A 23,455-nucleotide genomic window follows, 5' to 3' on the forward strand; every position below is an offset into this window, starting at 1 on the left:
AAAAAACCATAACAATATAGAATTTTCCTTTTACAAAGCCTGTAAACTCCTAATCATCAACGTCTCAGAACTAGCTTCTGCTCTAGTCTCTGTCTATCGCCTAAAATCGTTTATCCATTCCTTTTATGAAAGTCTCGCTTGCTTTGCTATAAAAAATGTAAAAAAGAAACCCGATTGGGAGCCAGCTCCCTCCCCGGGGGAGGGATTTTAGTTCCTTAGCCTGACGGCTATGGGCGCTTCGCCCGACGTTTCTTTTCTTAGCTCACTAATTATTGAAATTTGATGAAAATGGAATTGTCGGGCGAAGCGCCCGACCTACGTTAGATGTGTTTACCTGGGCCACGCCAGGGTTTGGCTCTGTTCTTCCAAAGATAACTTAATATCGTAAACTTCACACAACTCTTTTAATTTCAGATTAAATGGCTCAGCAGAAATTAAAGAGGATTTAATAAAAAATGATTCATCCAAATCTAACTCCTCATTAAATACAGCATCAGACAGGACGTTGATTTTATTACTGCAATCTGCACACTGTTCCTCAGCAGTAAAAATCTCTTTTCCCTCATATGGTTCCAACAGTGATTTAATACTATCTTTCATTTCGGAACTAAGATGCCGGGGATTGCTTCTATAATACATATCATCGGAATAACACTGATCATTGTAATACTTGGCAGCTAATAAAGTACCCATCACAATTTTGAACTGCTCTTCCTGATTCAGACTGGCATCATTTAATAACTCCAATCCTCTTTTTAAATACTCTCGACTATAGCTTTTAAACGGTTTTATCTGAACATACCCCTGATAAATATAAGCGCAGTTCGTCATGCACTGTTGCAATATTTTCTTTGCCATATCTATAAATAGCAGACTATCCGTACAATGTGTAACTTCTGCATATTGGTCGCTGACCGACTTTAATTTTTGCCAAAATCCCATTTAAAATCCTTTGATAAAGTTAATCATGAATTATATACCCACTCGACTAGTGTAGGTCGGGCGCTTCGCCCGACATTTCATTTTTTATCAAATTTAAATAGGTTCAGTGTGATTTCAATGAGCTGAGAAAGGAAACATCGAGCTAAGCGCTAAATCTACGTGTGCTTATGATTTATATGGTGCCCAGGGCCGGAGTCGAACCGGCACGGGATTTAACTCCCGAGGGATTTTAAGTCCCTTGCGTCTACCTGTTTCGCCACCTGGGCATTTTGTGGAGGCTGAGGCCGGAATCGAACCGGCGTACACGGCTTTGCAGGCCGCTGCATGACCACTCTGCCACACAGCCTTATTTTCTTTTGAAAAAAAAAGCGACATATTAGGTCGCTTTGAATTTGGAGCGGGAAACGAGACTCGAACTCGCGACCCCAACCTTGGCAAGGTTGTGCTCTACCAACTGAGCTATTCCCGCGTCTTTATGTGAAGCATTTTACCGAAAATTGATTCTCTGTCAACACATAAATTTAACTTTTTTTAGTTAATTCTGGCCATGCTATGGACAAATAAATAACCATTGACCATATGGTCAAAATGGCGGCCACATAAAGCAAAATGAAACCAATCAATCCCCACCAGGACTGAGTCGGATCAAAGGCTACCAGTAAAACCAGTGCCGCCATTTGCAGTGTGGTTTTAACCTTACCAATGTAACTTACAGTAACACTGGCTCGACTGCCAACCTCTGCCATCCATTCACGAAGCGCAGAGATCACGATTTCTCTGCCTACAATAACGATGGCAGGCAATGTGATGTAATCGACATCTCTCGCTCCAACCAACAGCAAAAGCGTACAGGCGACCAGTAATTTATCAGCAACAGGATCAAGAAAAGCACCGAATGGCGACATCAATTTCATTTTCCTGGCGACATAACCATCCAGCCAGTCAGTAAATCCCGCTAAAGCAAAAATAATAGCCGCCAACCCCCTCGACCAGGCGAAAGGCAGATAAAATACGATAATAAAAACCGGAATCAGCACTATCCGAAACAACGTCAACATATTGGGTAAACTGGTTAGATTACTCACGACATCAATCCTTTTGGGGCAGTTGAAGAAAATCTGCAACCAGCTGGTAATCATCAAATACGGCCAGTGCACCTGATTGCTCTAATAACTCCGGATGCTGGTGGTAGAAATCAACCCCAATCACATCAACTTGTAAACTTTTCGCCATTTCCATATCGGTGGGTGAATCTCCTATCATCAGTGTCTCGCTCGCAGTGACTCCAAAATCCTGCAAAATTTCCTTAAGCATTTCCGGATGCGGTTTGGATGGGAGGCTGCCTGCCGATTTTGTTACAATAAAATATTTTTCAAGCCCGGTGCTTTGCAACGCCTTATGTAAACTTTGCTGCCCCTTGTTGGTGGCAATGGCAAGAAAAACGCCTTCTTCACTTAAGCGTCTGATTAGGTCAAGGACACCCGGAATCAAATAAACTTCCGCGTGTCGCGTGTATAGTTTGCTTTGAACAGCCTCCAGCAATTCTTCCATCTGCTGCGTGCTTAAATGAGGGAATACTTTTTTAGTCGCCTTAACCAGACCAAGGTTTACATTTTCCCTTGCAATTTCAGGATTTAACTCCCCAAAATTCAGGCGCTTTGCTTCACTGGCCACATAATCGATAATCTGCCCCAGAGTGTCGCTGATTGTCCCTTCCCAGTCGAAGACGACCAGACGATATCGCTTACTCATGAATACCACACTCCCGTGTACGTAAAAATTTTAATGTTTGACTAAATTGCTCATCCAATTCAGCTTCAAAGCAAAGTTTTTTATCCTTCAGATTAAATTGAATTGCGCGCGCATGCAAATATAGTCGAGAACGATCCTGAATGAAATCATAGGATAAACGTCTGCCGCCATATTTTTCATCGCCAGCGATTGGGTGTTTGATATGTGCGCTATGTACCCTGATCTGGTGCGTGCGGCCTGTTTTGGGCGAAGCCTCTATCCAACAGGCATCTGTATAATTCTCCAATAATCTGAAAGTCGTTTGCGAGGGCTTGCCTTCCGGATGCACGACAACCACACGCTCGCCTGATTGCAGATTATTTTTCTTTAATGGGGCATCGACCAGAATCTTTTTTTCATCAGCCCAGCTATTTTGAAGAAGTGCCCAATAAATTTTCTTCACCTCTCTGCTTTCCAATTGCGCCTGGATTAATCGGAGGGCACTTCTTTTTTTGGCCAGCAAAAGACAGCCCGAAGTCTCTCTATCCAGACGATGGACCAGTTCGAGATAATGCAGATCGGTCCGAATTTTTCGCAAAGCCTCGATGACTCCCAGATTTAAACCGCTTCCGCCGTGAACGGCGATACCCGCCGGCTTGTTAATTACAAGCAGTTCACTGTCTTCATAAATAATACTTTTTCTCAGGCGCTGCTCCATCCTGTCGCCGACAAAAATCTCTTTTTCCTGGCTGACTCGCACAGGCGGAATACGGAGAATATCGCCCTCTTTCAAGCGGCTGGATGCTTCTGCTCTTTTCTTGTTGATGCGTACTTCCCCAGAACGAATGATACGATAGATATGACTCTTGGGAACTCCTTTTAATACCCTCATCAGATAATTGTCGAGACGCTGCCCCTCTTCATTGGCAGTGACTTCCAGATAGCGTACATCATTCATTCTCAATAACCTATTTGCTGTGGCAGTTTTTTTTGCTAAAATGCTAGGCGTCGGAAAAAAAATATTTCGACGACCGAATTATACCGTATAATGACTAAAAAGTTTAATTGCCGATAAAAATCGGCACACTTACGATAAATAAAATGCGCTTCCCTTAAGTTAATGATATGAAGGAAGTAAACCCGGTATTAAGAGTCATAAACTGAGAACTCACCGGATACCTGCGCATGTGAGACATGTGTGTAGATGTAAAACGACTTGAATATTAGAGTCAAGGCTATGTTACGCTATTCTGAAGTAAACACCTGCTCTGCGTAAACAGTCCTTTAAATACAAGCACTTACATGCACCATTGATTGAATGGTAACTTGCGTACGGTCTGAATTTAGTAATATTGGGAAATGCTTAATAAATTTTGTTTGGTTAAAGAGACGTAAATCCGGGATCTGTTGATTTGACAAAGTAACTTACTGTTACTATTCAATGCCATCATCCCTGTCCAGTACTGCCATACGAACTAACGATTAGTGTTCGTTTGCTGTACTTTGCCTGTACCGGGCGTGAAACGTTTAACGAACAAAAAGATCCTGCACTGTCGTTCTGCTTAAGTGTTGCGCCCTCAACGGGGTGTGTGATGGAGAAAATGTTAATAAATGCGACTCAAACTGAGGAAGTTCGAGTTGCCCTGATAAAAGATAATTACCTGTTTGATTTGGACATTGATTGCCCAACAGAAGTCAAAAAGAAAGGAAACATCTACAAAGCGGTTGTAACTCGTCGTGAACCAAGTCTTGATGCCGTTTTTGTGGAATATGGTGCAAAACGACAAGGGTTCCTGCCACTAAAAGAAATTGCTCCCGAGTATCTGAGTAAAAATCCTGAAGAATTTGGTGAAGATCGTCCTCCAATTACCTCATTAATTCGCGAAAACCAGGAGCTACTGGTTCAGGTGGATAAAGAAGAACGCGGCGGCAAAGGGGCAGCACTCACTACATTCATTACTTTGGCAGGCTGTTATCTGGTTCTGATGCCGAATAATCCAAATTCTGGCGGTATTTCGCGACGCATCGAAGGCGATGACCGTGATGAACTGAAGGAAACACTCAACGCTCTGGAATTGCCGGAAGGAATGGGCTTAATCATTCGGACAGCAGGTGTTGGCAAAGGCCAGGATGAATTGCAGGCTGATCTTGATATGCTGTGCAATCAGTGGCAAGCCATTAATCAGGCCTATACTAATCAACTGGCTCCTTGCCTGATTCATCAGGAAGGTGATGTGATTATTCGCTCAATTCGCGATAATCTCAGAAAATCGATTTCTGAAATCATCATTGATGATCAGATTTCCTATGTTAAGGCAAAACAATACATTGAGCAGGTTAAACCTGATTTCTTACCCAATGTTAAACTGTATAACAACAATATCCCTCTGTTTAATTATTATCAGATTGAAAGTCAGATAGAAACGGCTTACCAGCGAGAAGTACCCCTGCCCTCCGGCGGTTCTCTGGTTATCGATCGCACTGAAGCGCTGGTGTCCATTGATGTTAACTCAGCCAAGGCGACCAGTGGTGCCGATATTGAAACAACTGCATTAAATACTAATCTCGAAGCAGCCAATGAAATTGCACGTCAGTTACGTTTACGCGATCTCGGTGGTCTGGTAGTCATCGATTTCATCGATATGAATTCCAGCAAGAACCAGCGTGACGTAGAAAATGAGTTAAAAGAAGCATTAAAAACCGATCGGGCAAGGATTCAGGTGGGCCGGATTTCTCGCTTCGGTTTACTGGAAATGTCCCGCCAGCGTTTGAGACTTTCTCTGGGAGAAACCGCTCAGGAAGTTTGTCCGCGCTGCGAAGGACGTGGTACTGTCAGAAATATTCAGTCGCATGGTTTATCTATCGTACGTCTTATCGAAGAAGAAGCATTGAAGGATAAAACGGCGGAAGTTCATGTTCAGGTGCCCGTTGAAATGGCGACCTTTCTCATTAATGAGAAGCGTGAATTTATTCTGCATATTGAAAAACGTCATGGGGTTAAAATTATCGTTATTGCTAACCCTTACATGCAAACACCTCAATATAACATCACGCGTCTCAAAGAAGATAATGTGGGCAAGAACAAGAAACCCAGTTATTCAATGATTCAACAGCCCGAATTAACGCTTGTGCGCGATGAGCAGGATGCTGTAAGAGACGAGCCTGCTGTTAAAGCCTTTGCCGTAGCAAGTAGTTCAAAAGCGCCTCAGACCAGCTTTATCAAGCGTTTGTGGACAAGCCTTTTTGGTGGTTCGGATGAGGCATCAAAACAACCTGCTGCCAAAACTGAGCCTAAACAGACCCGTCAGCAGCATCCTCGTCAGCAAAATACCAGAGCTGGAAATAGCGGTGAGAAACGACAAGGCGGCTCGCCTTCTCGCAGAAGACGTTCACCTGGTAATCAGCAACGTCAGACTTCCGGTGCGAATATGCAGCGCAAAAAAGGCGGCAATCAGCAACAACAATCCGGTGCACGAGTCGTTCCTTTAAAAACCGATGCAAACTCGGGAAAAAGAAAGGATAAAGAACAAGTCACCAATAGAGAACACAGCGATAACTGATTGACGCTGTCCATCTCTGCTCAGGAAGCCTTTCTCTCTACCTGGGAGAAAGGCTTTTTTATTTGCAATAATCTTATCGCTTAATTATCAGGCACGCGAGAAATCAAAACTCAAAACGGAGGCTATTTCAGTCTGCTGCAAGGCCAGCATGATCAGGCGATCCACACCTAAAGCCACTCCGCTGCAGGCTGGCAACCCATGCGCTAATGCGGCAAGGAATAAAGGATCAATGGGTGGGAGTTCCAGATTAAGCCTTTCTCGCTGAGCCACATCCTGTTCAAAGCGCTGTTTTTGCTTTTCAATATCCAGCAACTCATGAAAACCGTTCGCTAACTCCATTCCCCGGTAGTAGAATTCAAATCGCTCGGCGCGCCCGTTATTGACCTGAGCTAATGCAGCCTGTGAAACCGGGAAATCATAGATAACGACTGGCGCAGCACTACTTGCTAAAGCCGGTTCAATGACATGGCTCATTAATAAAAACAGATATTGGTCAGGATCATGCTCATCCTTGGCCAGCACATAATCCAGCTCAAATTGTTTTAGGCAATGACGGTAATCAGTGATACTTGCCGCAAATGGATCAACTGCGCATAGTTCCACAAAAACCTGTTGATAGGTTTTACGGATTGCAGGAGGGCAATTTATAATCGTTTGCAAGAGCTCATCAACTTCCTGTATTAAGGCATGATGATCTATATCCAGCTGATACCACTCCAGCATAGTGAACTCAGGGTTGTGGTGTCGGCCAAATTCATCATCGCGATAAGCTTTAGCCATTTGGAAAATCGGACCGCTGCCGGCTGCCAGAAGCCGTTTCATATGATATTCAGGGGAGGTTTGCAGATAGTAGATCTGATTGCGAAATATCGCTTTGATATTGCTCAAATACACGTCAGTGATGCCGCAGCGAGCCATTGCGGGCGTTTCTACTTCCAGGTAACCGCGTTGGTTGAAAAAACTGCGGATATTATTAAGAATTGCGGCCCTTTGTCTTAACAGATCAATTGACGTGGAGGGCTGCCATTGTTCAGGAAGATGCATTTTAATGACCTTTTAAATAATGATTTGATGAAATACCTTGATACATATGGATTTCCGTGAAGAGGAGTGGGTGTCAGCCTGAGAACATCCCCTCTCCCAAGTTTGGGAGAGGGCCAGGGTGAGAGTTGATTTTAAACCCCTCTCTCTAACTCTCTCCCCTGAGGGGCGAGAGGACTTAAAAGAAGACTCCTCTAGAAGAAAATCCCCTCTCTCTAACTCTCTCCCTGAGGGAGAGAGGACTTAAAAGAAGACTCCTCTAGAAGAAAATCCCTTCTCCCAAGTTTGGGAGAGAGCTAGGGTGAGAGTTGATTTTAAACCCCTCTCTCTAACTCTCTCCCCTGAGGGGCGAGAGGACTTAAAGAAGACTCCTTTAGAAGAAAATCCCCTCTCCCAAGTTTGGGAGAGGGCTAGGGTGAGAGTTGATTTTAAACCCCTCTCTCTAACTCTCTCCCTGAGGGGCGAGAGGACTTAAAGAAGACTCCTTTAGAAGAAAATCCCCTCTCCCAAGTTTGGGAGAGGGCTAGGGTGAGGGTTGATTTAAACTCCTCTCTCTAACTCTCTCCCTGAGGGGCGAGAGGACTTAAAAGAAGACTCTTTTAGAAGAAAATCCCCTCTCCCAAGTTTGGGAGAGGGCTAGGGTGAGGGTTGATTTAAACCCCTCTCTCTAACTCTCTCCCCTGAGGGGCGAGAGGACTTAAAAGAAGACTCCTTTAGAAGAAAATCCCCTCTCACTAACTCTCTCCCTGAGGGAGAGAGGACTTCTTTTAAGGGTATTAATAAAATATTCCCAGTTCCAATCTTGCCGCTTCAGTCATCCGTTCCTGGGTCCAGGGTGGATCCCATACTAATTCAACGGTGCAGTCGCTGATACCTTCTACACGATTCACGGCCTGTTCTACTGTACCCGGGAATGTCTGGGCGACTGGACAGCCGGGAGTGGTCAGTGTCATTTTGACATGAGCATGGTGCTCATCATCGATTTCAATATCATAGATCAAACCGAGATCGTAAATATTCACAGGAATTTCCGGATCGAATACGGTCTTTAACTCGCTAATCACCAGCTCTTTAAGTTGCTCCTGCTCAGGTTTTTTTTTAAATCCGAACATCGTTTTACTCCGTACTCACCGTCGATCTGCTTTGCTTTAAGGCTGCTTCGAGAGTATGCCAGGCCAGAGTGGCGCATTTAACACGGGCGGGAAAAGCTCGCACACCCGCTAAAACTGTCAATTTATCTAAAGCCGCCCATTCATTGGACTCATCACTGGTGACCATATGATGAAAACGCTGAAATAAATGATGGGCTTCCTCGATGGATTTGCCTCGTAAAGCTTCTGTCATTAATGAGGCAGAGGCTTGAGAAATTGCACAGCCGCAACCGACAAAGCTAAGCGCTTCCACCACTTCATTTTCGATTTTGACATAAAGTGTTAACTTGTCTCCGCAGAGAGGATTAAATCCATTGGCCTGCGCAGTCGCCTCTTCCATCGCATAATGATTGCGGGGATTACGGTTATGATCAATTATGATTTCCTGATATAACTCTCTTAGTTCCGTATTCATGCAAATACCTCTTTGACTTTTTTCAAAGCATGTATGCAGCGATCAATTTCCTCAATCGTATTATAAAAGGAAAGGGAAATGCGGGTAGTCGCCGCGATATCAAAAAAGTCCATTAAAGGCATTGCACAATGGTGACCGCTGCGAATGGCAATTCCCTCACTATCCAGAATAGTACCGATATCATGAGAATGTATTTTCCCATGAACAAAAGAAATAATGGGCACTTTATGTTTCGCCGTACCTACGATATTGAAGCCTTTAAGTGCTTTAATTTCCTCAGTCGCATAAGCCAGCAAGTAGCTTTCATAGGCAAGTACCGCATCCATATCGAGTGACCACAGATAATCGATTGTCGCACCTAAACCAATTGCTCCTGAAATATTGGGGGTTCCTGCTTCAAATTTATGCGGCAATTGAGCATAATCGCTGGCTTCAAATGTTACATAATTAATCATTTCTCCGCCGCCCTGATAGGGCCCCATATCATCCAGTAAATGCTCTTTTCCCCATAGCACACCGATGCCAGTCGGTCCATACATCTTGTGGCCTGAGAACGCATAGAAATCGCAATTCAAATCCTGCACATTGATAGGCAAATGAGCAGATGCCTGGGCCCCATCCAATAAAACCAAAGCCCCTTTGGCATGAGCCATTTCAATCATCTTCTTAACCGGGTTAATAGTACCCAAGGCATTGGAAGCATAGCTTATTGAGACGAATTTGGTGTTATCAGTTAACAGCCGCTCATATTCATCCAATAGCACTTCACCATCATAGGAAATAGGAGCAACTGTTAATTTTGCGCCTGTTTTTTTACAAACCATTTGCCAGGGTACAATATTGGAGTGATGCTCCATATGGGTAATAAGAATTTCTTCTCCTGGCATTATCCTCGGCGCGACAAAACTTTGAGCTACCAGATTAATAGCCTCGGTTGTGCCACGTACGAATATACATTCTCTTAAGCTTTTAGCATGGATAAAGCGTTGAACCTTGCCGCGAGCTATTTCGTATTGTTGTGTGGCGCGGGCACTGAGAGCATGAACCCCTCGATGAACATTCGCATTATCGTTAGTATAATAATCAGTAAGCGCCTGAATCACCGACTTTGGTTTTTGCGTTGTCGCAGCATTGTCAAAATAAACCAGCGGATGCTCATTCACACTTTGATGTAAAATAGGGAAATCATTCCTGATTTGGGCCACATTGAACGTGTCAATCAGAGTATTTGCATCAGGCATGATTTTCCTCCAATTGCTGATTAATCAAATTACCAATCCACTCAGCGGCAGGGCGATAGGCTATCAGCTTCAAATTTTCGGCAGCAAAAGCCTGAATCAGATAACGGCTGGCTTCCTGCCGTCCAATACCACGCGTTGCCAGATAAAATAAGGCGTCCTCATCCAATTGCCCCACTGTGGCCCCATGTGAACAAATTACATCATCCGCAAAAATTTCCAGCTGCGGCTTGGTATTCACCTCAGACTGTCCGCTGAGTAATAAATTTTTATTCTGCTGTTGGGCTTCCGTTTGCTGAGCGCCCGGAGCAACAATCACCTTGCCGTTAAATACCGCCCGGGATTTGCCTGACAAAATGCCTTTATAATCCTGAGTGCTGCGGCATTCAGGCATTATATGATTCACTACAGTGTGATGATCGATGTGCTGATTATCGCCGGGAATATAAATACCGTTCATTAAACAGGCAGCCTGTGATTCTTTCATTGCAATATTGATATCGCTGCGCACTAATCGTCCACCCAGACTTAAGGAATGGCTTTTAAACTCACTGGCACAGGCCTGCTGCACAGACAAATGACCAATGTGAAAAGCCTTTCTGCTTTCCTGCTGGATTTTATAATGGGTTAAATCGGCTTGTTCTGATAAATAAACTTCAGTCATCTGATTGTTTAAATAAACACAATCCTTTTTACCCTGATAAGATTCCACGACTACCGCAGAGGCATTCTGCTCAAGAATAATAAGAGTACGCGAATGCACAGCAAGCTCGCTGATATCCTGCCAGTAATTAATAACCAGAGGTTCTTCGAGTTTTACGTTTGCGGGAATATAGATAAACAGACCACTGTTTAAACTGGCCGTATTTAAAGCCTGAAAACCATGTTCAAAATGCGTCTGTTTTAAATATGCATTCACCCGTTCAGGCTGTTCCTGGATGATTGTCAGAAGGGATTCCACAATAACGCCCTTTTCGCGCAACTGCAAAATGGCTTCAGAATTATAAAATAAACCATTATTCAGACCACAGTGAATACCAAACTCAGGTGCGGGGACCACAGACTGCTCGGCATTCCCAGGCAGTTCAGAATGAAATTCATACTGCAGCAGCGGATCAACCAGCGTGTATTTCCATTCCTCATGATGTCTGGTAGGAAATCCCAGGCGTCGGAACTCCTGCAAAGCATGCCGCTGAACTTCTGCCAATGCGGGCAATGATGCCGGTTTATTCTTGATTTGTGATTGATAAAACTCGACTATTGCACTCATGGCTATACCGTCTCCTCGAGCCAGCTATAGCCTTTTTTCTCCAGCTCCAGCGCCAGATTTTTATCACCTGATTTAATAATTCGTCCATTGGCCAGGACATGGATAAAATCAGGCTCAATATAATCCAGTAATCTTTGATAGTGTGTAACGAGAATTATCGCTCTATCCGGTGAACGCATGGCGTTAACCCCTTGGGAGATAATCCGTAAGGCATCAATATCCAAACCGGAATCAGTTTCATCAAGAATGGCCAGCTTAGGCTCTAAAGCTGCCATTTGTAAAATCTCATTGCGCTTTTTCTCACCACCTGAAAAACCTTCGTTAATACTGCGGTAAAGAAAACTCTCATCCATATCCAGCAATTGGCATTTTTCACGAATAAAGCTTAGAAAATCGATCGCATCAAAGGTTGGCTTACCCAGACCTTTTCTGACAGCGTTGACCGACGCTTTCAGAAAATTAATATTGGTAACGCCTGGAATTTCCACAGGGTATTGAAACGACATAAAAATACCGGATTGGGCTCTTTGTTCCGGCGAAAGCGGTAACAGATCCTGCCCCGCATACTGGATTTCTCCATCAGTGACGGTGTAAGCAGGATGACCGGCCAATACTTTGGATAAAGTGCTTTTTCCAGAGCCATTAGGACCCATAATGGCATGCACTTCCCCAGCTTTGACCTGCAAATCAATCCCTTTTAAAATTGGTTGAGAATTGATGGCCACATTAAGATTTTTTATTTCTAACATATTAACCTACTGCCCCTTCCAGACTAATACCTAATAATTTGGTTGCTTCAACCGCAAATTCCATAGGTAGTTCTTTTAAAACCTGTTTACAGAAACCATTAACAATCATCGATACGGCATCTTCCGTATCAATGCCGCGTTGCTGGCAATAAAATAATTGCTCTTCACTAATTTTTGAGGTGGTTGCTTCATGCTCAATCTGAGCACTGGGATTTTTAACCTCAATATAGGGAAAGGTATGAGCTGAACAATGGCTGCCCATTAGCATGGAATCGCATTGCGTGAAATTTCTGGCATTAGTCGCCGTGGGCGCAATACGCACTAATCCACGATAGGCATTATGGGCATGGCCTGCGCTAATGCCTTTGGCAATAATAGTTGAGCGGGTATTTTTGCCCAGATGAATCATTTTGGTTCCAGTGTCCGCCTGCTGAAAATTGTTCGTCAAGGCAACGGAATAAAACTCACCTACTGAATCATCTCCCTGAAGAATGACACTTGGATATTTCCAGGTAATTGCCGAACCGGTTTCAATTTGCGTCCAGGAAATTTTTGAGCGCTTACCGCGGCAAGCTCCACGCTTGGTTACAAAATTATAAATGCCCCCTTTTCCTTCTTTATCACCGGGATACCAGTTTTGTACGGTTGAGTACTTAATCTGGGCTCCTTCAAGAGCAACCAGCTCCACCACAGCGGCATGCAGTTGATTTTCATCACGCATCGGTGCGGTACAGCCCTCCAGATAGGAAACGTAGCTGTGATCATCAGCAATTATCAGGGTACGCTCAAACTGACCCGTTGATGCAGCATTGATTCGGAAATAAGTGGATAATTCCATGGGGCAGCGAACACCTTTGGGAATATAGACAAAGGAGCCGTCGCTAAATACAGCGGAATTAAGCGCTGCATAGAAATTATCGCGGTAAGAAACAACTGAACCCAGGTATTGCTTAACCAGCTCAGGATAAAGATGAACCGCTTCTGAAAGCGGGCAGAAAATAACCCCTACTTCGGCTAGTTTGGCTTTAAACGTCGTGGCGACAGAAACACTATCGAACACCGCGTCTACCGCGACTCCTGCGAGCATTTCCTGCTCACGCAAAGGGATCCCCAGTTTCTCATAAGTTCGCAGTAACTCCGGATCGACCTCATCCAGACTTTTAGGAGCATCTTTTTTAGACTTGGGTGCGGAATAATAGGATATCGCCTGATAATCCACCGGCGGATAACGAACACTTGACCACTCGGGATGGGTCATGGTTTTCCAGTGAGCAAAAGCCTTTAAACGCCAATCCAGCATAAACTGAGGCTCATTTTTGATGGCTGACAACCGGCGAATAATCTCTTCGTTTAATCCAGGCTCAAACGTTTCCACCTCAATATCGGTCACGAAACCATGTTCATATTCCCTTTCCAGAAGGGCTGTAATTTGTTCATTGCTTTTAGCCACGACTTACTCCACTCGCTAACTGCTTGATGCGGTCAATTTCAATACTTTGCAAAGTTGGCTTGGCCAAAACCTCCAGGCTGACACTGTCCAGAGCTGCTTCGATTGCCTGGCTAATCAGGCGCCAGTTACCCTGAATATGACAAAAGCCTTGTAAGGAGCATTCATTCGGTTGCAAACTGCATTCAATCAAGCCGCGCTGCTCTTCTAATGCGTAAATAATCTGAGCCACTGAAATTTCACTCGCGGGTCTCTGCAGTCGATAACCACCGCTGACCCCTCTGACAGAAATTAATAATCCCGCGGCCGTCAGACGTTTTAGCAATTTACTGACCGTCGGTATACTCAAATGAGTATTTTGGGCTATATCCCTGGCATTACAAAGCTGACCCGGCGATTTTGCCAGATGCACCATGACTACTGTTCCATAATCGGCCAATTTGCTGATGCGCAGCATAGCACCCCCACATCAAATAATCTAGTACTAAATCAGTCTGATTTATTCCTCATCATTAAGTATAACATGAACTTGCTCATATAGTACTAATTCAGTTCTATTTAGAAAACAGTGGCGTATTCTAGCGAAAACTTCGGCTAGTCTCAATAAGGTTTATGGATTTGAGGAGAAGGTTCATTAAAACTGTGTCATTACTCAGGCACGCCGTCATCTCGAAAGCAGTGAGAGATCTCCCAAATCTTGGTTTGTGCCAGCATTCGGAGATCTATCACTGTGTTCGAGATGACATGGAAGGAACGATTGGAACACCAGTTGCCCACCCTGTGTTGCAATCTTAGTTATCACGCTGTTCATTTGACAGTCAGTTTTTTCGCGATATAATAGCGGCCAAGCCGCGATACTAAGCAACGAGAAGCGCCCTCCATCTGTTCATTTTGGAATTTTATCATGACTTTATCAGCTCAACGCATTCTTCTATCTTTCCTTTTGATCTTCAACCTTTCCAATCTGTTCGCAGAACCACAGAATCTGGGTCTTCTTAAAGATGAACTCGTTCAGTATCACAACGACGGCCAGTATGAAAAAGAATTCAATGAGGTAATTCGCCAGGCGGAGTGTTATATCCAAAAACGGGCAGCTCAAAACAGACAAATGCAGAACAGGAAGAAACTGGCTCTGGTTCTTGATATTGATGAAACCAGCCTGAGTAATTATGCCAACCTGGAGAAACATGATTTTGCTGTCAGCACCGCAGCATTTCGAAAATCTGTATTTAAAGCTAGAGCGACCGCCATTCCTGGCATGCTGCATCTCTATAATCTTGCTCAAAAAAACAATATCACTGTCTTTTTTGTGACTGGACGTCGAACTAGTGAGCGCCAGCCCACCGAGCTCAATCTACACCGGGCGGGCTACAATCACTGGGGGGCTCTGTTCTTAAAGCCCAATGATTATAAAGAATCTTCTGTTATTCCATTTAAATCAGGCACGCGAAGGGCGATTGAGGCGAAAGGTTATACGATAGTGGCCACAATCGGTGATCAATATAGTGATTTGAAAGGTGGGTTCGCTGAAAAAGGGTTTAAATTACCTAATCCTTATTATTTTCTACCCTAATTCATAAGATTTTTCATCACCCTTTCCGGAGCTGATATTCGAGTGATTAGATAAAGCCCTCTCGCTTCATCATACTGAATATTGGCTCGCCAGCTTTGGCGAAAATCAGCTGTATCCTGACCATAAAGCACTTTGATTAAGGGTTCACGGTCCGTGAAATCCTCTATCGAGAGCTCATCCAGTTGTTCGATGGTCATTTGTGACAGGCTTTGACCATGAATTGAGATAAACTGCTCATCCAGACTGTCAAAATAATCGATAAAATCATCATAAAAAGCTTCAAGTATTTCTCGATGATAGTAATACATAAAGTTGTTTTGCTGTATGATGTCCATTTGCAGCCAGCTCACATCCAGAAAACGCAGGCATTCATTCAACATATAATCGACTTTGTTCATCAGATTGCAATCACCGCAAGCGATACAATACATCATAAAACCTGCTTCCTCTTTAAATTGCGACCAAAGATCTGCATCGCTGATTAAATCAGGATAATTTTTTGTCTGTTGTTCGACTGTCAGGTGAGCTGCCTCCAGTGTATACAAATGCGTCCACCTCAAAACCTGGGATTTCGACAGTTTTTCTCCCTTCGCGTTGGGTAAATAAAGAGACGGCTGGTTAACTCTGGTAAATAATCGCTGCTCAATACTATTCAATTGTGATATGGATATAGTGTTATTCGCATGAATGGGGGTCGATTGTAAAGAATACAAAGGCTGAATTTCACAGCGAACCAGCATTCGATAGCATAACTCGGCCAGCTGCATCATGCATAGATGTTTATCGCTAAATATGACAGGCTGTTTTCTTTTAAACGTCGGCCATTGGGTCAACAGAAGCGGGGCAATTATATGCCCGAATTCGTTGCGATAAAGACTCGCTCCATTTCGATTTATATTGTCTTCCCTAAGCATCCGAGACTTTATTTCCCCCAAAAACAGGGTACTCATTACCATCAATCTCCCACAGCTTATCTATTAAGAATAGCTTATAGAGAGTCATGTGGGGAATAAGTTTCAGAGCGTAGAAAAACAAAGGATTTCTTGTAACTTACGTCATCCTGAACGTAGTGAAGGATCTCCTGAATCTGGCTCCGCTCTAATCAGTTTGAGATCCTTCACTGCGTTCAGGATGACGTATCCGGGAAGTTACGATCTTTTCACTTTTCCTATCTGCGAAACAGGGATAAACACTTCATTATCCTGATGCTTTTCACCTTTCCAGGCATGGCCGTACACCACTTCGTAAGTCAGAGGATATTTATTATCTTCTGTAGAAAATTGCTGATAATTTTTTTCAAATTTTTTCCATGCCTGGCAACCTGTTAATCCATGGTTTCGTTTTGGATTGATGTTACGCACTCCCTGGCTCTTCAGACTGCGAATCAATTGCGCTACGCTTTTATAATGAACAGCGAGCAGCTCCATATCAATCACCGGATCAAGGAAGTTTTCGCCTAATAATTCATCCCCTATATCATGCATGTCGGCAAATTCATTCGTATGCTCATAGACATCAGCCGATCTCCAGCTTTCGCGAAGCTCCTTGAAAGTATCTGGCCCGAGGGTTGAAAACATTATGCAGCCATGCACATTCATTACCCGATGCAGCTCTTTCAACACAACTTGTAAAGGCTGTGACCAATGAATCACCTGATTGGCAAACACTAAATCAAATACGCGATCAGCAAAAGGTAAATGCATCATATCCGCATTGACCAAAGGCCATTTACGCCATAATTTCTGCTTCTGTTTAGCCTGCAGCAACATACCATAGGCCAGATCAAGCGCGATGACCTGTGCCTGCGGATAACGCTTTTTCAATTGGGTGGTGAATAATCCCGTGCCGCAACCCAAATCGAGCACATAACGAGGAGTGATTTTTAAGTAGGACAAACGGTCAAAAAGGCGTTGACCAATTTCATTTTGTACCTTGGCGGCCTGTTCATATTCTGAAGCATGGCGATTAAAGGCCTTGCAAACTTCTGTTTTCGGGTTCATCATCAGCACAAATGGAATGAATCCAACCTGGTAAAAAAATCGAAGTATAACACTGCTAGTCAGCTGGCAACAGGATTATCAAAATGGATAGCCTAGATAAACACCCTTTCTGCTGGAAAAATATTTTCAACAGATTAAAACTACCTGCTGTTTGCAAGCTCTGTTCCCAGTACCATACCGGGGGTCAGGCTATTTGCCAATTTTGTATGGGCCTGTTCAAAAAAATTGAAACCGCCTGCTGCATCTGCAGAATGCCAATAGGTGAACAATTCGATCTATGTGGTGCCTGTATTAAAAAAAAGCCGCAGTTTAATCGCGTATTTACCGCCTATCGTTACGAGGAACCTCTGCGTGGCTTAATTCATGAGTTTAAATATCGGGAAGGGCTTTATCTGCTGCCTGTATTGCTTAAGCTGCTTCTTGATGCCTTGCCTCTGTCACTTGAAAAACCTGATTGCATTCTCCCTGTTCCCCTGTATTTTAAAAAGCTGCGGCAAAGGGGTTTTAATCAGGCAGCTCTTCTTGCCAGAGGTGTCGCCAGACATTTAGAGGTACCTTATGATTTCTTTTCATGCCAGAAAATAAAGAATACTTCCCCCCAAGCGCAGCTTAATCGTAAACAACGGCGCAGCAATCTCTTCAACAGTTTTTCTGTAAGAGAGACGCCCTATTCCCATATTCTGCTTGTGGATGATTTATTGACCACCGGGAGTACAGTGAACGAGTTATCAACACTATTAAAACGACAAGGCGTCGAAAAAATTGATGTATTATGCTGTGCCAGAACAATTGGTTAGGTTTAGCTAGCGCAGATAGCGCTGGAGGTCATTAAGAAGCAACTGTACCAGGAAAAGGAAAAAGGCAATCAATGCCAAACGGTAGAGTAGAATTTCCAGAGCGACAGAGACAGGTCTTCCACTTATTTTTTCTATCAATGCAAAAATAATAGAGCCGCCATCCAATCCCGGGATTGGGAATAAGTTAACCAGCCCAACAGCCAGACTTAAGGTCGCGATAAAATATAAAAACACCGCGAGCCCCTGCTTGAGAGAGAGAATCGACGCGCTCAACAGCCCGACAGGCCCCAACAGAACTGAGAAAGGGATCTTTCCGGTTAACAATTGTTTTAAAATTATCAGGAAAAACCATAGTAATTGCTTCAGTTTTAAACTTGCAAAGCTTGCCGCCTCTATGAAATCCTGGCCAGGAACTCGCTCAAGATATTCCTGACTCTCCGCAGGCACAATGCCTATTGCCGTCAGTAAATTGCCCTGCATTGAAAGATCTTTAAGATTAAGGAGATAATTCTGATGGGTGTTATCGCTGCCAATCACTTTAATCGGTACAGCAGGATTATCCAGATGGCTGATTAAATACATACCCACATCCTGCCAGGAATCTGTTTTATGCTGATCAATGGCTATAATGCGATCGCCGCTTTTTATTCCAGCACCGGCCGCCACACTATCAGTAACGACTTGTTTAACTACTGGAATCTGCTGCTGATGATCCATCGAAAAATATAAAAATAATGCGGCCCAGGCTAATATCAGATTAACCAATGCGCCAGAAAAAAGTACAACGATTCTTACCCATACCGGCTTTTTATCGAAGCAGTAAGGATAGTCCTGTGGTTTTACAGGATGTATACGAGAGTTCAGCAGTTTGACATAGCCCCCGAGCGGCCACATCGCCCAAACCCATTCCACTCCATTTTTGCGCCATTTGACAATAGGCTTTCCAAAACCAATAGAGATGGTTTCTATTTTGATGCCAAAAATCCTTGCCGCTATCGCATGACCCGCTTCATGTAAACCGACAACCAACAACAAAGTCAGAATAATTGCCAGCAGAGCAATAAGCATTCCCTACTCCTGCTTTTTTGTATTATCTACAACCAACTGCAACATTGGATGAGTGCGCCGGCCAGTCGATAATTCATGGCCTCTGCGGTATACTTCAAATATACGATAAGTTTGCATGGTGTCTGTGTCAACCAATTCTACATCCTCGCCCGCATCATCAACCAGAGTCACGGTCAGATGCATCTCGCGGAACTGCTCTATATGATAGCGCTCTTTAAATAATTTCAATACACTCAGTAAACTCTCAGCGGCTTCCTCACTGTTATGCTTCCCTTGGAAAATAATATCCATTTGATGCTCCTTAAAGGACAGTAAGAAGATACGATTTTTTATAGCCCTCTTGTTTAGCATAGGCCCAATTTGGAAATCTATGCCAGGACTTCTGTTTATTCAACTCAGGCTGGCAGTGAATCCAGCCTACTTCTTTTAACGGCCAACTTGAAAATCACTTGAGTAAATCCTTTATTCATTTGTCTCTCTGCGAGTCAAGTCTGTAAATTACCCCTTTTTTAGTTTACAATTCGGGATTATTTTGCTTTCTCTATGATAAATCTATGGTGTTTGTTGCCTGTGGGCTCAATCATAAAACTGCTCCGCTTGACATTCGTGAGAAGATTGCCGTGTCGCCTGCTTTTCAGGATTCGATATTGCATCGCCTCATGTATTTGCCTGCAGTGAATGAAGCCGCCATACTTTCAACCTGCAATCGCACAGAAATCTACTGTGAAACAGAAGAGCCCGATTTACTGGTTCCCTGGATTGCCCGCGAACATCATCTTCACGCAGAAGAGCTTCAACCTTATTTTTACCTTCATCATGGCGAGGAAGGTGTTCGGCATACCCTAAGGGTAGCCAGTGGATTAGATTCGATGATGCTGGGAGAGCCGCAAATTCTTGGCCAAATGAAACAGGCCTATCATCATGCCTGTCAGGCTGGCACCATCAAATCCAATCTTCGATCCATCTTTGAGTATGTTTTTAGCGCAAGTAAAAGAATTCGCAGCCGCAGCGGCATTGGCAGCAATCCGGTATCCATTGCCTACGCTGCCGTATTACTGATTGGCCAGCAATTTAAAAATTTCAGCGATTTACGCGTTTTCCTAATTGGTTCTGGGGAAACCTCTTCTCTGGTAGCAAAATATTTATATAAAGAAGGGGTAAGACAATTTCTGGTGGCAAGCCGAACTCAGGAAAATGCCCGCCAACTGGCAGCTACCTTTGCTGGTGAAGCATTAACCATCGGAGACATTCCCCAGTATCTGGCTCAGGCCGATATCGTTATTTCAGCCACTGCCTGTCCTTTGCCTTTCATTAATAAAAGCCTGGTGGAGCACGCCCTGGCTCAAAGAAATCAGGCGCCTATGTTTTTTCTTGATCTGGCGGTTCCTCGCGATATTGAGGCTGATGTAGGCGAGCTGGCCAATACAGAGCTTTATAATATTGACGATCTGCAGTTAATGATTGAGCATGGAATGAATGAACGGCGTACAGCAGCCTTGCAGGCGGAGCAGCTGATTGACTGCGAACTCGATAATTATATTCGCTGGCATCGTTCATTACGGGCCAAGGATATTATCTGCGGTTATCGTAATCACATGGAGTCCTTGGCGCAACAGGAGCTGGAGCGTGCCATTCATCACCTGTCTACAGGGCAGAATCAGCAAGAGGTTCTGGAAACTTTTTGCAACCGCATGCTGAACAAACTCATTCATCAACCCACTATCGGCTTAAGACAGGCCGCCTGGGATAATCGCCAGGATCTTCTTGACCTGGCCCAATACCTTTTTCACAATCCGGTTAATCAATCCAGTTATGAAGAAATCTCTTGAATCCAAATTACAGCAGCTCCTCGAACGTTTCCAGGAAGTAGGCCGTCTGTTGTCTGATGCATCGGTTATCAGCGATCAGAATCAATTTAAAAATTTATCCAAAGAATATGCTCAGCTGGAACCCGTAGCGACCTGTTATGAAACCTATCAGAATGCCCGGAAAAATCTGCAGGCTCTGGAGGAAATGGCAGCCGGGGAAGATGCGGATCTGGCAGAAATGGCAGCTGATGAAATCAGCGCTGAAAAAAAACAAATTGAGGAACTCGATGCACAATTGCAGATTTATCTGATTCCGCGAGATCCTGATGATGAGCGCAATGTGTATCTCGAGGTGCGCGCGGGAACCGGAGGAGACGAAGCGGCAATTTTTGCAGGTGATCTGTTTCGCATGTATAGCCGCTATGCGGAAAATCAGGGCTGGCAACTGGAAATCATCAGCGCGAACCAGGGAGAGCATGGTGGTTATAAGGAAATTATTGCCCGAATTTCCGGTGTCTCTGTGTACTCGCAATTGAAATTTGAATCCGGAGCACATCGCGTACAACGCGTCCCGGAAACCGAATCGCAAGGGAGGGTTCATACCTCCGCCTGTACCGTTGCTATTCTTCCTGAAGTCGATGAAATTGACGATATTGATATTAGTGCAGACGAATTACGCGTGGACACCTACCGTTCGTCCGGCGCCGGTGGTCAGCACGTCAACAAGACCGATTCAGCCATTCGCATCACCCATTTGCCCACCGGCCTTGTTGTCGAATGCCAGGATGAACGCTCGCAACATAAGAATCGTGCGAAAGCGATGGCTCTCTTAAAAACCAGGCTCCTGGATGCAGAACAAAGCAAGCAACGACAACAGCAGGCACAAACCAGAAAACTGCAGGTTGGCTCAGGCGATCGTTCCGAACGGATTCGAACCTATAATTTTCCGCAAGGCCGGCTCACCGATCACCGCATCAATCTGACGCTCTATCAATTGAGCGATATTATTGAGGGCGATTTAGCACCAGTGGTTGATGCCTTGCAAAAGGAACATCATGCTGAACTCCTGGCTGAATTAAGCCGTCATGATTAATATCAAAACCGCTTTATCCAATGCGACCGAAGTACTTGCTGATCTCCATGATACAGCACGAATAGATGCGGAAATTTTACTTGCTTATACGCTTTCCAAAACAAGAACCTATCTATATACCCATCCAGAGCAGCCTCTTAACACAGAAAAATATCAGCGTTTTCAGACGCTGGTGAAAGAGCGCCAGCTTGGCCGTCCGGTGGCTTATCTTGTTAAAATGCGGGAGTTTTGGTCGCTTCCCCTGAAAGTGACTGAAAGCACGCTAATTCCAAGACCTGAAACAGAACTGATTGTTGAACTTTGCCTTCGTTTAATCCCGGAACAAAGGGACATACGAATAATCGATTTGGGAACAGGCAGCGGCGCTATTGCGCTCGCCCTGGCAAAAGAACGTCCTCAATGGGAAGTCTATGCCTGTGATATAAGCGAGCAGGCACTCGATGTTGCCAAAGAAAATGCCGCTTCTTTAAATATTGCCAACATTCATTTTTTCCAGTCCGACTGGTTTTCTGCTATTCCTGATGCCATGCAGTTTCATGCGATTGTCTCCAATCCGCCCTATATTCCACAGACTGATCCTCATCTGCAACAGGGCGATTTGCGCTTTGAACCCCAATCCGCACTCGCCAGCGGTGAAGATGGCTTGACGGCAATTCGGGATATCATGCAACAGAGTATTGCGAGGCTCAATCGAGACGGGCTATTATTGATTGAGCATGGTTATGATCAAAAAACTGTTGTAGGGTCTATGCTTAAAGATTATGGGTATCAAAAGCTACAGTGTTGGAAAGACGTACAAGGTCTGGACAGAGTCAGCGGAGGAAGGCTGCTAAAGGTTGATGAATGACTCGATTTTTGATATACCTAACGGCCTTTAATTTGGTGCTTTACTGTAAGGGACGTAAATAGTGGGGAGGCCTCGATGCCGTTACAATTAATTGATTCAAACAATGAGAGTATACTTAACGTGAAAAATGACGCCGTTGGCAGTATGGGAATTGCCCCTTATCAGGAAACTGAAGGGGAAGAGTACATGAATGAACAGCAGCGGGCGCATATTGAAAAAATATTGCTGGCCTGGATGCGCTCTCTTATGGAAGAAGTCGATCGAACAGTTTCTCATATGAAGGAAGAAGCAGCGAATTTTGCGGATCCCAATGACAGGGCCAGTCAGGAAGAAGAATTCAGCCTTGAACTGCGTACACGCGACAGGGAACGGAAACTGATCAAGAAAATTGAGGACGCTCTTGAACGTCTTCGTGATGAAGATTTCGGATACTGCGAAGCCTGCGGCGTTGAAATTGGACTGCGTCGTCTGGAAGCCCGACCAACAGCTACTTTATGTATAGATTGCAAAACGCTTTCTGAAATAAAAGAAAGACAAAACCAGGGCAGTTAACGCAGCTCCTGAACGCAGACACGCCGTCATCTCGAACGCAGTGAGAGATCTCCCAAATCTTGGTTTGTTCCAGCATTCGGAGATCTCTCACTGCGTTCGAGATGACGTGGCATGATACAGTTTGATGAAGACTCTCGTATTCCCTGCTTCCCGCGGCTTCTTCCCGGAAAGCA

The 23,455-nt window shown here is 44.3% G+C and carries 23 protein-coding genes and 3 tRNA genes; 7 read left to right on the forward strand and 19 right to left on the reverse strand.

The window, feature by feature from the left end:
* Window positions 1-330 precede the first annotated feature (330 nt).
* The 7 genes from B1207_RS14695 to B1207_RS14725 form a co-directional block, all read right to left on the reverse strand.
* Window positions 331-942, reverse strand: coding sequence for a hypothetical protein (locus tag B1207_RS14695; RefSeq protein ID WP_112220646.1), 612 nt, complete (start codon window positions 940-942; stop codon window positions 331-333).
* 177 nt (window positions 943-1,119) lie between these two features.
* Window positions 1,120-1,208, reverse strand: a tRNA-Leu gene (locus tag B1207_RS14700).
* Window positions 1,209-1,214: 6 nt separating this feature from the next.
* Window positions 1,215-1,288 (reverse strand) — tRNA-Cys (locus B1207_RS14705).
* Window positions 1,289-1,335: 47 nt separating this feature from the next.
* Window positions 1,336-1,411 (reverse strand) — tRNA-Gly (locus B1207_RS14710).
* Window positions 1,412-1,463: 52 nt separating this feature from the next.
* The gene (pgsA, locus tag B1207_RS14715; RefSeq protein ID WP_058507725.1) at window positions 1,464-2,027 is read right to left on the reverse strand and encodes a CDP-diacylglycerol--glycerol-3-phosphate 3-phosphatidyltransferase; all 564 of its coding nucleotides are present in this window, start codon (window positions 2,025-2,027) and stop codon (window positions 1,464-1,466) included.
* 4 nt (window positions 2,028-2,031) lie between these two features.
* Window positions 2,032-2,694 (reverse strand): HAD family hydrolase, encoded by a 663-nt coding sequence (locus tag B1207_RS14720; RefSeq protein WP_112220647.1) that lies wholly within the window; start codon window positions 2,692-2,694, stop codon window positions 2,032-2,034.
* The gene (locus tag B1207_RS14725) at window positions 2,687-3,631 is read right to left on the reverse strand and encodes an RluA family pseudouridine synthase (protein WP_112220648.1); all 945 of its coding nucleotides are present in this window, start codon (window positions 3,629-3,631) and stop codon (window positions 2,687-2,689) included. Before B1207_RS14725 ends, B1207_RS14720 begins: the two co-directional genes overlap by 8 nt.
* Before the next feature lie 634 nt (window positions 3,632-4,265).
* Between B1207_RS14725 and B1207_RS14730 the strand changes: the two genes are divergently transcribed.
* Window positions 4,266-6,233 carry an Rne/Rng family ribonuclease gene (locus tag B1207_RS14730; RefSeq protein WP_112220649.1) on the forward strand — a complete coding sequence of 656 codons (1,968 nt, stop codon included), beginning with the start codon at window positions 4,266-4,268 and terminating at the stop codon, window positions 6,231-6,233.
* Between the two features lie 87 nt (window positions 6,234-6,320).
* Here the strand turns inward: B1207_RS14730 and epmA are convergent, their stop codons facing one another.
* The 8 genes from epmA to B1207_RS14770 form a co-directional block, all read right to left on the reverse strand.
* Window positions 6,321-7,277, reverse strand: coding sequence for an elongation factor P--(R)-beta-lysine ligase (gene epmA / locus B1207_RS14735; RefSeq protein WP_112220650.1), 957 nt, complete (start codon window positions 7,275-7,277; stop codon window positions 6,321-6,323).
* A gap of 773 nt (window positions 7,278-8,050) precedes the next feature.
* Window positions 8,051-8,386, reverse strand: a complete 336-nt coding sequence (locus B1207_RS14740) for an SUF system Fe-S cluster assembly protein (RefSeq protein ID WP_058507730.1) — start codon at window positions 8,384-8,386, stop codon at window positions 8,051-8,053.
* Between the two features lie 4 nt (window positions 8,387-8,390).
* Entirely contained in the window at window positions 8,391-8,840 is a 450-nt protein-coding gene (sufU, locus tag B1207_RS14745; protein WP_112220651.1) for a Fe-S cluster assembly sulfur transfer protein SufU, read from the reverse strand.
* Window positions 8,837-10,081, reverse strand: a complete 1,245-nt coding sequence (locus B1207_RS14750; protein WP_112220652.1) for a cysteine desulfurase — start codon at window positions 10,079-10,081, stop codon at window positions 8,837-8,839. The genes sufU and B1207_RS14750 overlap by 4 nt, the downstream gene beginning before the upstream one ends.
* On the reverse strand, window positions 10,074-11,348 hold the full coding sequence (gene sufD, locus B1207_RS14755) for a Fe-S cluster assembly protein SufD (RefSeq protein WP_112220653.1): 1,275 nt from the start codon (window positions 11,346-11,348) through the stop codon (window positions 10,074-10,076). Before sufD ends, B1207_RS14750 begins: the two co-directional genes overlap by 8 nt.
* 2 nt (window positions 11,349-11,350) lie before the next feature.
* Window positions 11,351-12,097, reverse strand: coding sequence for a Fe-S cluster assembly ATPase SufC (sufC, locus tag B1207_RS14760; RefSeq protein ID WP_112220654.1), 747 nt, complete (start codon window positions 12,095-12,097; stop codon window positions 11,351-11,353).
* 1 nt (window position 12,098) lies between these two features.
* Window positions 12,099-13,547, reverse strand: coding sequence for a Fe-S cluster assembly protein SufB (gene sufB, locus B1207_RS14765; protein WP_112220655.1), 1,449 nt, complete (start codon window positions 13,545-13,547; stop codon window positions 12,099-12,101).
* A complete protein-coding gene (locus tag B1207_RS14770) occupies window positions 13,540-14,001 on the reverse strand; it encodes an SUF system Fe-S cluster assembly regulator (protein ID WP_112220656.1) in 462 nt (153 codons plus the stop codon). Before B1207_RS14770 ends, sufB begins: the two co-directional genes overlap by 8 nt.
* 447 nt (window positions 14,002-14,448) lie before the next feature.
* Here B1207_RS14770 and B1207_RS14775 point away from each other — a divergent pair, with 447 nt between their 5' ends.
* Window positions 14,449-15,117, forward strand: coding sequence for an HAD family acid phosphatase (locus B1207_RS14775; RefSeq protein ID WP_112220657.1), 669 nt, complete (start codon window positions 14,449-14,451; stop codon window positions 15,115-15,117).
* Here the strand turns inward: B1207_RS14775 and B1207_RS14780 are convergent.
* On the reverse strand, window positions 15,114-16,067 hold the full coding sequence (locus B1207_RS14780; protein ID WP_133140765.1) for a hypothetical protein: 954 nt from the start codon (window positions 16,065-16,067) through the stop codon (window positions 15,114-15,116). The genes B1207_RS14775 and B1207_RS14780 overlap by 4 nt on opposite strands.
* A 198-nt stretch (window positions 16,068-16,265) precedes the next feature.
* A complete protein-coding gene (gene bioC / locus B1207_RS14785; RefSeq protein ID WP_112220659.1) occupies window positions 16,266-17,117 on the reverse strand; it encodes a malonyl-ACP O-methyltransferase BioC in 852 nt (283 codons plus the stop codon).
* A gap of 83 nt (window positions 17,118-17,200) precedes the next feature.
* Here bioC and B1207_RS14790 point away from each other — a divergent pair, with 83 nt between their 5' ends.
* Window positions 17,201-17,914 carry a ComF family protein gene (locus B1207_RS14790; RefSeq protein WP_253255885.1) on the forward strand — a complete coding sequence of 238 codons (714 nt, stop codon included), beginning with the start codon at window positions 17,201-17,203 and terminating at the stop codon, window positions 17,912-17,914.
* Window positions 17,915-17,920: 6 nt separating this feature from the next.
* Here the strand turns inward: B1207_RS14790 and B1207_RS14795 are convergent, their stop codons facing one another.
* Both B1207_RS14795 and B1207_RS14800 read right to left on the reverse strand, forming a co-directional pair.
* On the reverse strand, window positions 17,921-18,982 hold the full coding sequence (locus B1207_RS14795; RefSeq protein ID WP_112220660.1) for a M50 family metallopeptidase: 1,062 nt from the start codon (window positions 18,980-18,982) through the stop codon (window positions 17,921-17,923).
* A gap of 3 nt (window positions 18,983-18,985) precedes the next feature.
* Window positions 18,986-19,273, reverse strand: a complete 288-nt coding sequence (locus B1207_RS14800) for a hypothetical protein (RefSeq protein ID WP_112220661.1) — start codon at window positions 19,271-19,273, stop codon at window positions 18,986-18,988.
* 263 nt (window positions 19,274-19,536) lie between these two features.
* Between B1207_RS14800 and hemA the strand changes: the two genes are divergently transcribed.
* From hemA to dksA, 4 genes are all read left to right on the forward strand, one after another.
* Window positions 19,537-20,811 (forward strand): glutamyl-tRNA reductase, encoded by a 1,275-nt coding sequence (hemA, locus tag B1207_RS14805; RefSeq protein ID WP_112220662.1) that lies wholly within the window; start codon window positions 19,537-19,539, stop codon window positions 20,809-20,811.
* Entirely contained in the window at window positions 20,795-21,883 is a 1,089-nt protein-coding gene (prfA, locus tag B1207_RS14810; RefSeq protein ID WP_058507743.1) for a peptide chain release factor 1, read from the forward strand. Before hemA ends, prfA begins: the two co-directional genes overlap by 17 nt.
* On the forward strand, window positions 21,876-22,730 hold the full coding sequence (prmC, locus tag B1207_RS14815) for a peptide chain release factor N(5)-glutamine methyltransferase (protein WP_112220663.1): 855 nt from the start codon (window positions 21,876-21,878) through the stop codon (window positions 22,728-22,730). The genes prfA and prmC overlap by 8 nt, the downstream gene beginning before the upstream one ends.
* Window positions 22,731-22,805: 75 nt before the next feature.
* A complete protein-coding gene (gene dksA / locus B1207_RS14820; protein WP_058507745.1) occupies window positions 22,806-23,282 on the forward strand; it encodes an RNA polymerase-binding protein DksA in 477 nt (158 codons plus the stop codon).
* The last annotated feature ends 173 nt before the right edge of the window (window positions 23,283-23,455 follow it).

Source organism: Legionella quinlivanii, assembly GCF_003265995.1.
Lineage (GTDB): Bacteria > Pseudomonadota > Gammaproteobacteria > Legionellales > Legionellaceae > Legionella_C > Legionella_C quinlivanii_A.